Below are 9,791 nucleotides of genomic sequence, written 5' to 3' on the forward strand. Positions count from 1 at the left end.
GGCAGGCGACGATGTGGGGCTCGGACCGGCCCTGGGCGGGGCTCAGGCAGGCCCGAGGTGGCGCTCGGACGGGGCCGAGGTGGGGCTCAGACAGGCCCGAGGTAGGGCTCAAGCAGGCCGGAGGTGGGGCCCGAGGTAGGGCTGGCGCGGGCCGGAGGTGGGGTTCAGGCGCCCCGCCTGGGGGACGGCGGCCGACTTGGGCGTCCCGCCCGAGCCCGGCGGCCGGGGTGGGTGCCGGGGGCAGCGGCCGGCTTGGGTGCTGGGGGCGGCGGGCCGGGCTTGGGTGCCGGGGGCGGTAGCCGGCTTGGGCGTCTCGCCCGGGCCCGGCGGCCGATTTAGGCGCCGGCGGCCGGCTTGGGCGTTGCGGTGTCGGGGCGGCGGCCGGGGCACGGGCGCGCAAGGCCGTGGGCCGACTGGGTGCGGGTGACTGGCCGAAACAAGCCCTGCCCGTCCTGCGGCTCCGGCAGCGGCCGCCCCTCCTCCGCCGGAAAGCCACGGCCTGGCTCCCCGGTCGCCGATCGCGCCCCTCCCGCCCCTCCCGTCCCTCCGTCCCCGCCCCTCCCACCTCGCCGTCTCCCCGGCGCATCGCCCTCGCCCGGGTCCAAGTAGGCGTCAGACCGGTTCGCCGGGCGGGGTGCCGGGGCACTATGACGGCGTGGCAGCCGTGAGCTCGTCCGACGACGGCGCCGGACCGCTCAGGAGGGCGGGCCGGCGAGTCGGGCGTGCCCTGCGGGCCCCGTTCGCCGGGACGGCGCGCTCCATCCGGCGGGCCACCCACGCGCACGGCGCGGGCGAGTCGGGGCTCGGCAAGCTGATCGAGCTGCACGCGGTGAACGGCGCGGGCGACGTCATGGTGACCGTCGCGCTCGCCTCCACCGTCTTCTTCTCGGTGCCCACCGACGAGGCCCGCGGCCGGGTCGCGCTGTACCTGGCCATCACCATGGCCCCGTTCACCCTGCTCGCCCCGGTGATCGGCCCGCTGCTGGACCGGGTGCCGCACGGCCGCCGGGCCGCGATGTCGGGCGCCATGCTGACCCGCGCGGTGCTGGCGGTGCTGATGTCCGGCGCGGTCATCACCGGCTCGCTGGAGCTGTATCCCGCGGCACTCGGCGTACTGGTGGCCTCCAAGGCGTACGGGGTGGTGCGCAGCGCCGTGGTGCCCCGGCTGCTGCCGCACGGCTTCTCCCTGGTGAAGGCCAACTCCAGAGTCACCCTGGCCGGGCTGCTGGCCACCGGGATCGCCGCGCCGGCCGGTGTCGGGCTCCAGCAGCTGGGGCCGCGCTGGCCGCTGTACGGGGCGTGCGCGCTGTTCGTCGCCGGGACGTTCCTGGCGCTGTCGATGCCGCCCAAGGTGGACTCGGCCCGCGGTGAGCGCAAGGCGCACATGCTGACCCACGGCGAACGCAAGCCGAGCCTGCGCACGGTCGGGCCCTCCGTACTCCACGGGCTCCAGGCCAACGCGGCGCACCGGGTGCTCTCCGGGTTCCTCATCTTCTTCCTGGCGTTCCTGCTGCGTGAGCATCCGCTGGACGGGCAGAGCGCCGCCGTCTCGCTCGGCATCGTCGGCGTGGCGGCCGGTGCCGGCAACGCGCTCGGCACGGCGGTCGGCGCCTGGCTGCGGGCCCGCGCCCCGGAGCTGATCGTGGCCGTGGTGCTGGCCGTCGCGCTGGCCGCGGCGATCACCGCGGCGGCGCTCTTCAGCGGGGTGGCGGTCGCCGTGCTGGGCGCGGTGGCCGGGTTCACCCAGGCGCTGTCGAAGCTGTCGCTGGACGCGATGATCCAGCGGGACGTCCCGGAGTCGGTGCGCACCTCCGCCTTCGCCCGTTCCGAGACGCTGCTCCAGATGGCCTGGGTGGTGGGCGGCGCCATCGGGATCGCGCTGCCGCTCAACGGCCCGCTGGGCATGGCCGTGGCGGCGGCGATCCTTGCCCTGGGTGTGCTGCTGACGCTGCGCGGGCTGCTGGGCGCGGCCCGGCACGGCACCCCGCACGCCCGCGTCGCCTGAGGGCCCGGGTGAGGGCCCGGGGCGGCGCGCCGCACCCCCGCGTGGCATGGGCGAGAGCGGCGTATAGCCTTCAGGCCATGACCGTTGCGTTCTCTTCCGGTAAGGCCCGACGGGCGGCCGTCGCCCTGGGTGCCGTCTCGGCCGGACTCCTCGTGCTCTCCGCCTGCGACAAGCCGACGCCGCTCGCGACCGTGACGGTCGGCTCGGAGTCCGTGTCCACCGAGGCCACCTGCTACAACGACGGCGAGGCCATCAAGCAGTCCGAGATCCAGGGCTGCCTGAACAAGAAGGCCGGCAAGACCATCAAGGTCGCCATGGACGACCGGATCCGCTTCGGCGTCGAGCCGGAGATCGCGGAGAAGGGCTGGACGCTGTTCATCGGCGGCCAGCAGGCCGAGCAGGAGCCGTACCACAAGACGTACCGCACCATTCCGGCCAACGCCTTCCTCTCCAGCCAGCAGACCGGCGAGTCCGCCGCGAACGCGCAGATCTCCATCGTGGAGACCTCCGGCAAGAAGCTGACCGGCGTCTGGCACGTCGAGCTGGTCAAGGAGTCCTGACCTGCGCGTCCTGGTGGTGACCGCGGTGGCGGCGGAGGCGGAAGCCGTCTCCGCCGGCCTCGCGGACCCCGCACCGGACGACCGCCCCGCCTCCCCCGGCCCGCTGCCCGCCCCCCGGCCGCTGCCCGCCGCTCGGCCGCTGCCTGGGGGCCGTACGGTGCTCCGGCACGTAAGGGCCGGGGGCGCCCCGGAGGCGCAGGGCCTGGTGGACGTGGTGGCCGGCGGCGTCGGCCCGGCGGCCGCGGCGGTGGGCGCCGCCTGCGCGCTGGCCGCCGAACCCGTCCCGTACGACCTGGTGGTCTCCGCCGGCATCGGCGGCGGCTTCCCCGCCCACGTGCCGCTCGGCGGCCTGGTCGTCGCCGACGCGCTCACCGCCGCCGACCTGGGCGCCGAGACACCCGACGGCTATCTCACCGTCGACGAACTGGGCTTCGGCCGCACCGTGCACCTCCCGCCGCCCGGCCTGCCCGAGCGCCTCACCCGCGCCCTCGGCCCGGCGGCCCCCGCCCTGATCGCCCCGGTGCTGACCGTCTCCACCGTCACCGGCACCGCCGCCCGCGCCGCCGAGCTGGCCGCCCGCCATCCGCGCGCCGCCGCCGAGGCGATGGAGGGCTTCGGGGTCGCCGAGGCGGCCGCCGCGTACGGCGTACCGGTGGCCGAGATCCGCGCCGTCTCCAACGCCGTCGGCCCCCGCGACCGCGCCGCCTGGCGCATCGGCGAAGCCCTGGGCGCCCTGAGCGGCGCGTTCCGCGCCCTCGGCGCCACCGTCTTCCTGGAGGAGCTGTGACCACACCGGACCCCACCGCGACCACCCTGGAGGCTTCCGCGAATGGCAGCTTGCGGATCGCCTACTCCCCCTGCCCCAACGACACCTTTGTCTTCGACGCCTGGGCGCACGGCCGGGTCCCCGGCGCGCCCGCGCTCGACGTCCGCTTCGCGGACATCGACATCACCAACGGCATGGCCGAGCGCGGTGAGTACGACGTGCTGAAGGTGTCCTACGCGGTGCTGCCCTGGGTGCTGGACGAGTACGCGCTGCTCCCCTGCGGCGGGGCGCTGGGGCGCGGCTGCGGCCCCCTGGTGCTCACCCGCGGCCCGGGCGAGTCCGGCACCGGAGCCGACCTGGCGGGGAAGACGGTCGCGGTGCCGAGCGAGCGCTCCACCGCCTATCTCCTCTTCCGGCTCTGGGCGGCGGACCAGGTCCCCGGCGGCGTCGGCGCGATCACCGTGATGCCCTTCCACGAGATCATGCCCGCGGTACGGGACGGCCGGGTGGACGCCGGGCTGGTCATCCACGAGGCCCGGTTCACCTACCAGGAGTACGGGCTGCACCGCCTCGCCGACATGGGCGAGCACTGGGAGGCCACGACCGGGCTGCCGATCCCGCTCGGCGCGATCATCGCCAAGCGGTCGCTGGGCCCGGACGCGCTGCGGCGGCTCGCCGAGGCGGCCCGCGCCTCGGTACGGATGGCCTGGGACGACCCGGAGGCCTCCCGGCCCTACGTACTGGAGCACGCCCAGGAGATGGACCCGGCCGTCGCCGACCAGCACATCGGGCTGTATGTCAACGAGTTCACCGCCGACCTCGGGGAGGACGGCTACGCGGCCGTACGCGGACTGCTCACCCGCGCCGCGGCCGAGGGGCTCGTCCCGCCCCTCGCCCCCGACGCGCTCTCGTTCCCGTAGGCCCCCGGTCGCGGCTCAGACGGTCCTGGCTCAGACAGCCCTGGCTCAGACGGTCGCGGCTCAGACGGCCTGGCTCAGACGTCCAACTGGTCGGCGACCGCCCGCAGCAGCCCGGCGATCTTCTTGCCCTGGGCCTTCTCCGGGTAGCGGCCGCGCTCCAGCATCGGCCCGATGTTCTCCAGCAGCGTGGTCAGGTCCTGCACGATGGACGCCAGCTCGTCCGGCCTGCGCCGCTGGGCTGCGGCGACCGAGGGGGTCGGGTCCAGGATCGTCACGGAGAGCGCCTGGTCACCGCGTTGGCCCGCGACCACGCCGAACTCCACGCGCTGACCCGGCTTGAGCGCCTCCACCCCGGCGGGCAGCACGGACGAGTGCACGAAGACGTCGCCGCCGTCGTCGCGGGAGAGGAAGCCGAAGCCCTTCTCGGGGTTGAACCACTTGACTTTGCCGGTAGGCACGTCCGTCCTCGTCCTCGTACTCGGTGGCTTACGCCATGATCGGCTCGCGCTCGCCGCGATCGGCTCCGCACAGTGCCGGCCGTGCCCACAGGGCTCCGGACAGCACTGCAGCGGGTCACCGGGGACCCGCCACTGCTCAAGGCTAATGGTCAGCGGGCCGGAGACAAGACGTCGCCGGTCCATCGCCCCGGCCTGGGAACTACCCTGGCCGAATGCGTAACGAAACCCCCTCGCGCGCCGCCGCCCCCGGAGACGGCCTGGTCCGGACCGGTGCGGTGGTCTTCATCGTCGGCGCGGTGGCCACCCTGGCCACCATGGCCCCGCTCTTCCTCGGCACCGAGCCGTTCCCGCCGATCGCCTGGGCGGTCTGCATGCTGATGGGCGTGGGCTTCGCCATCGCCGGTGCCGGAGTGCTCCGTTCCGTCGCCGCCCAGCGCCGTCAGGCCAAGTCCGCCGCGGGGCCCGCCGAGGCCCGCTGACCGCGCTCCGCCGCCCCCTGCCCGGCCGCCCGGTACGCCTCCCACCAGGCAGGAAAGGCCGTCAGGTCGTCCAGGACGACATCCGCGCCGACCGCCTTCAGCTCGTCCGCGCCGCAGGGCCCGGTGGTCACCGACACCGCCAGTGCCCCGGCCGCCCGGGCGCCCCGGACGTCCCCGACATGGTCGCCGACGTAGACGCTCGCCCCGTGCTGCCGCAGCGCCTCCGCCTTGCCCTCGGCCCACAGCCAGCCGATGACGGCATCCGGCTCGATGCCCAGGTGCGCGAGGTGCAGTTTCGCGTGCGGCTCGCTCTTGGCGGTGACCACGACGGCCCGGCCGCCCGCCTCGCGAACGGCCTGAATCGTCTCCCGCGCCCCGGGCAGCGCCCGCGTCGGCTCGATGGCGTGCGCCGGGTACAGCGCCCGGTAGCGGTCCGCCAGCTCCGGCACCAACGAGGCGGGCACCCACTGCGCCAGCTCCTGCTCCAGCGGCGGCCCCAGCCGGCTGACGGCCAGATCGGCGTCGATCGGTATCCCGGTCTCGGCGACCAGCTCCAGGTAGGTGGCCCGGATGCCGGGGCGCGAGTCGATCAGCGTCATATCGAGGTCGAAGCCGACAGTGAGAGGGCCGGCTGCGCCGGCGGAGTCGGAGGGGGCGGCGGGGTCGTGGGGTGCCATGCCCGCCATTGTGCGCAGTGCGCCGATGGGGCCGGGAGGCGGGGGCGGGGGTACGAGCCGGGTTCCGCAGCGGTGGTGGCCGGGGCACGGGCCCTGTCCCGCCCCGGCCGGAACTACGCTCCAGCACCGCCCGGGACCGAGGCACGGCCCCGAACCGCCCCGGGCCGGAACTACGCTCCAGCACCGCCGGGGGCCGCGCCACGAGCCCGCACCGCACAGAGCGGGAGTACAGCCGCCGCACCACACGGGAGTCGAGGGACGGCCCCCGTACCGCCCAGGTCGCCGCCCGGCTTCGGGGGCCCGGCCGCCGCGGTACACGGGGGCCGGGCACAGCCCCGTACCGCCCGGGGCGGAAGCCACCGCCCTCGTACCCGCCCCGGGGGTCCTCCGCTCACACCCGCCGGGCCCGCCACACCAGGAACACCGCGGAGACCAGGGCGGCGGCGCGTAGGGACCAGGGCCAAGTTTCCGCGAGGGCCTCGCGGATGGCCGTCTCACCGGTGGGGAGCGGATCGCCCCAGCGACCCTCGGCCCGGCCCCAGAGCCACACCGCGGTGGCCACGGCGACCGCGCCCGGCAGGCCCAGTACGGCGAACTTCGCCTCGGTACGGGAGAGTCGGCGCGAGACATAGGCCAGCCCCCAGCCGGCGGCCAGCACGATCCAGGAGCCCATCACCACCCCGGTCACCAGCAGCGCGGCCGCGATCAGCAGGACCGGACTGCCGCCCCGGGCGGGCACCCCGGCCGGCCCCAGCCGGCGGCGCCAGAACGGGACGGCCACGACCGCCTCCCCGTCCCCGGGCCCCACCACCTCCACTACCGGCGTCTTCCCCTCCCCCTCTTCCTCGGGGTCGGGTTCCGGCGGCGGGGGCCGGAGCATGGCGGGGATCTCCACCCCGCCGCGGAAGCCCGGCACGCCCGGCACCAGACCGTCCCCACCGAAGCCGCCCCCACCGAAGCCGTCCCCGGCGAACGGGCCGCGCTCCACCCGCCACCAGTCCGGGACTTCCCCGCCACCCGGGCCGGCGGGGTACGGGCCCCAGGGGTCCGCCGGCTCCTCCGCGGCCGCCGGCTCCTCGGGGCGGGCGGACTTGCGCCACCGGAGTCTCGGCATCCGGGGCCCGCGCTGCTCGGGCACGGCGGGGGTGTCGGGTTCCGCGGCCTCCGCGGGCTCCGCCTCAGGACGCCCGCGGTCCGGAGGGTCGGCCGGACGTGCCCAGGAGGCGAACCGCTCCGGCGGGGGCGCGCCGGCCGAGGCGGCGGCCACCACCTTCTCCGGGCTGCCGAGCGAGCCGAGGATGGAACGCACGGCGGCGGGGGTGTCGTCGCGGGCCCGGCGGCTGTCGATCTCGCCGCGCAGCGACGACACCAGGCGCATCCGCGTCCCCGAGTCGAGCTGCCGCTGCTGGGCCAGGTCGCCGACGCGGCTCAGGTAGTCCAAGACAAGCTGGTCGCTTTCGATGCCCACCGTCACGACGGTAGCGCCTCCGCAGGGGCTACCGTGGTGCGGATGGGGACCGGCTGAGCACGATCGGGAGGCGCACGTGCCCGCAGGCACCGAACGCGACGGCGGAACGGCCGGGTCCGGCAACGGGCGTACGGGCGACGGGAACCCGGGCCACGGCACCACGGGCACGGGGGACCCGGGCGGCAGAAGTCCCGCACCGCCCGTCCTCCCGTCCGCGCCACCCGGCACACCCCCCGGCACCCCCTCCGACACGCCGGCCGCCGCCGCGGCTCCCCGCACGCTCGCCGAGGCGTTGCGGGCGCGCGGGGACGCGGGGCTGGCCGAGCTGCTGCGGATCCGGCCCGACCTGCTCGCCCCCGTCCCGGCGGACCTGACCCAGCTGGCCACCCGGGCCGGGACGCGGGCCTCCGTGGTCCGCGCCCTGGAACGGCTGGACCGCTTCACGCTCCAGGCGGCGGAGGCGCTGGCCGTCGCCCCGGACCCGGCCCCGTATCCCGTACTCCTCGGCCTGATGGCGGGGGACGACGGCGACGCGGACGTGGCGGCGGCGCTGCCCGGTGCGGTCGAGGCACTCCGCACCCAGGCGCTGCTCTGGGGCGGCGACGACCGGCTGCGGCTGGTGCGCACCGCCCGCGAGCTGCTGGCGCCCTCTCCGCAGCACCCCTCCCCCACCGGGCTCGGCCCGACCGTCACCGAGGCCACCGCGGGCATGTCGCCGGGGCGGTTGCAGGAGATCCTGACCACCGCCGGGCTGCCCACGACACACGATCCGGTGTCGGCGGTCGCCGCGTTGACGGAGCTGTTCACCGACCGGGAGCGGATGGCCGCGCTGCTCGACCGGGCGCCCGCGGAGGCGCTGGGGGTGCTGGACCGGCTGGTGTGGGGGCCGCCGTACGGGGAGGTCACCGCCGAGCCGACGCCGCCGGTGCGCTGGCTGCGCGACCACGGGCTGCTGCTGCCCACCACGCCCCGCACGGTGGTGCTGCCCCGGGAGGCGGCCCTGCATCTGCGGGCCGGGCGGGCGCACCGTATCCCCGAACCCGTACCGCCCGCCGTCGCGGTGGCCCGGGAACACCGTCCACAGGCTGTGGACAGTACGGCGGCCGGGCAGGCGTACACCGCCCTGGCCACCGTCGAGGAGCTGCTGAAGCAGTGGAACGAGGGCGGGCCGCAGGTGCTGCGGGCCGGAGGCCTGTCGGTACGGGACCTCAAGCGCACCGCCGTCGCCCTGGACCTGTCCGAGCCGGTGGCCGCGTTCTGGCTGGAGCTGGCGCACGCGGCCGGGCTGGTCGCCTCCGACGGGGAGGCCGACGAGCGGTACGCGGCCACCCCCGCGTACGACACCTGGCTGGAGCTGCCGGCCGCCGAGCGGTGGGTCCGGCTGGCCGCGGCCTGGCTGGCGGCCACCCGGACGTCCGGTCTGGTCGGCTCCCAGGACGGCAAGGGCCGTACGCTCTCCGCGCTCGGCCCGGACCTGGACCGGGGCGCCGCGCCCGAGGTGCGCCGCCGGGTGCTGGCGCTGCTCGCCGCGTTGCCGGCCGGGGCCGCCCCGGACCGGGACGCCCTGCTGGCCCGGCTCCGCTGGGAGCGCCCCCTGCGCGGCGCCGGCCGCCAAGCCGCCGGGGACCAGCCCGCCGACCTCCGTACCGCCCTCGCCGACTGGACCCTGTCCGAGTGCGAGCTGCTCGGCGTCACCGGCCGCGGGGCGCTCTCCGCCCACGGCCGCGCCTTGGCGGCCACCGGCGCCGAGAGTCCCGCCGCCGCAGGCCCGCCCGCCGCCGACGGGCCCCGAGAGGCCGCCGCCCACGGGTCCCAGGGGGTGACCGCCCACGACCCCCGGCAGGTCGCCGGCCTCCTCGCTCCCCTCCTCCCCGAGCCGGTCGACCATGTCCTCCTCCAGGCCGACCTGACCGCGGTCGCCCCGGGCCCGTTGCGCCGCCCGCTCGCCGACACCCTCGGCGTCCTCGCGGACGTCGAGTCCAAGGGCGGGGCGACGGTGTACCGCTTCACCCCCGCCAGCGTGCGGCGCGCCCTGGACGCCGGGCAGTCCGCCTCCGACCTCCAGGCCTTCCTCACCGCGCACTCCCGCACCCCCGTGCCGCAGCCCCTCAGCTACCTCATCGACGACGTGGCCCGCCGGCACGGGCACCTGCGGATCGGCGCGGCCTCCGCGTATGTCCGCTGCGACGACGAGTCGGTCCTCGGCGAGATCATGGCCGACCGCCGGGCCGCCGCCCTGCGGCTGCGCCGGCTCGCCCCCACCGTGCTCGCCGCCCAGGCCGACCCCGCCGCCCTGCTCGACGGCCTGCGGGCGATGGGCTTCGCCCCGGCGGCCGAGTCGGCCGAGGGCGACGTCCTGATCAGCCGCGCCCGCGCCCACCGCACCCGCCCCCGTACGGCCCCCGCCCCCGTCCCCGAGGGCCCGCCCACCCCCGACCCCACCCTCCTGGACGCGGCG

At 76.7% G+C, this 9,791-nt stretch carries 9 protein-coding genes; 6 read left to right on the forward strand and 3 right to left on the reverse strand.

The features are described from left to right. Positions 1-655: 655 nt before the first annotated feature. From M1O15_RS17935 to M1O15_RS17950, 4 genes are all read left to right on the forward strand, one after another. Positions 656-2,005, forward strand: coding sequence for an MFS transporter (locus M1O15_RS17935; protein WP_248634931.1), 1,350 nt, complete (start codon positions 656-658; stop codon positions 2,003-2,005). A 77-nt stretch (positions 2,006-2,082) separates the two neighbouring features. Beyond that, positions 2,083-2,565 (forward strand): DUF2771 domain-containing protein, encoded by a 483-nt coding sequence (locus tag M1O15_RS17940; protein WP_248634932.1) that lies wholly within the window; start codon positions 2,083-2,085, stop codon positions 2,563-2,565. A gap of 1 nt (position 2,566) precedes the next feature. Continuing rightward, on the forward strand, positions 2,567-3,352 hold the full coding sequence (locus M1O15_RS17945) for a futalosine hydrolase (RefSeq protein ID WP_248634950.1): 786 nt from the start codon (positions 2,567-2,569) through the stop codon (positions 3,350-3,352). Then, entirely contained in the window at positions 3,349-4,251 is a 903-nt protein-coding gene (locus M1O15_RS17950; RefSeq protein WP_248634933.1) for a 1,4-dihydroxy-6-naphtoate synthase, read from the forward strand. Before M1O15_RS17945 ends, M1O15_RS17950 begins: the two co-directional genes overlap by 4 nt. A gap of 74 nt (positions 4,252-4,325) precedes the next feature. Here the strand turns inward: M1O15_RS17950 and M1O15_RS31465 are convergent, their stop codons facing one another. Further along, positions 4,326-4,709, reverse strand: coding sequence for a cold-shock protein (locus M1O15_RS31465; protein ID WP_308282361.1), 384 nt, complete (start codon positions 4,707-4,709; stop codon positions 4,326-4,328). Positions 4,710-4,921: 212 nt separating this feature from the next. Between M1O15_RS31465 and M1O15_RS17960 the strand changes: the two genes are divergently transcribed. After that, positions 4,922-5,188, forward strand: a complete 267-nt coding sequence (locus M1O15_RS17960; RefSeq protein WP_248634934.1) for a hypothetical protein — start codon at positions 4,922-4,924, stop codon at positions 5,186-5,188. Here M1O15_RS17960 and M1O15_RS17965 read toward each other — a convergent pair. After that, a complete protein-coding gene (locus tag M1O15_RS17965; RefSeq protein WP_372499494.1) occupies positions 5,149-5,874 on the reverse strand; it encodes an HAD family hydrolase in 726 nt (241 codons plus the stop codon). The genes M1O15_RS17960 and M1O15_RS17965 overlap by 40 nt on opposite strands. 382 nt (positions 5,875-6,256) lie before the next feature. After that, positions 6,257-7,333, reverse strand: a complete 1,077-nt coding sequence (locus M1O15_RS17970; RefSeq protein WP_248634936.1) for a hypothetical protein — start codon at positions 7,331-7,333, stop codon at positions 6,257-6,259. Here M1O15_RS17970 and M1O15_RS17975 point away from each other — a divergent pair. Then, positions 7,326-9,791: helicase-associated domain-containing protein (locus M1O15_RS17975; RefSeq protein WP_372499495.1), on the forward strand; the 2,466-nt coding region annotated here is incomplete at its 3' end. The two genes, M1O15_RS17970 and M1O15_RS17975, sit on opposite strands and share 8 nt — an antisense overlap.

The organism is Streptomyces lichenis (assembly GCF_023218175.1).
Lineage (GTDB): Bacteria > Actinomycetota > Actinomycetes > Streptomycetales > Streptomycetaceae > Streptomyces > Streptomyces lichenis.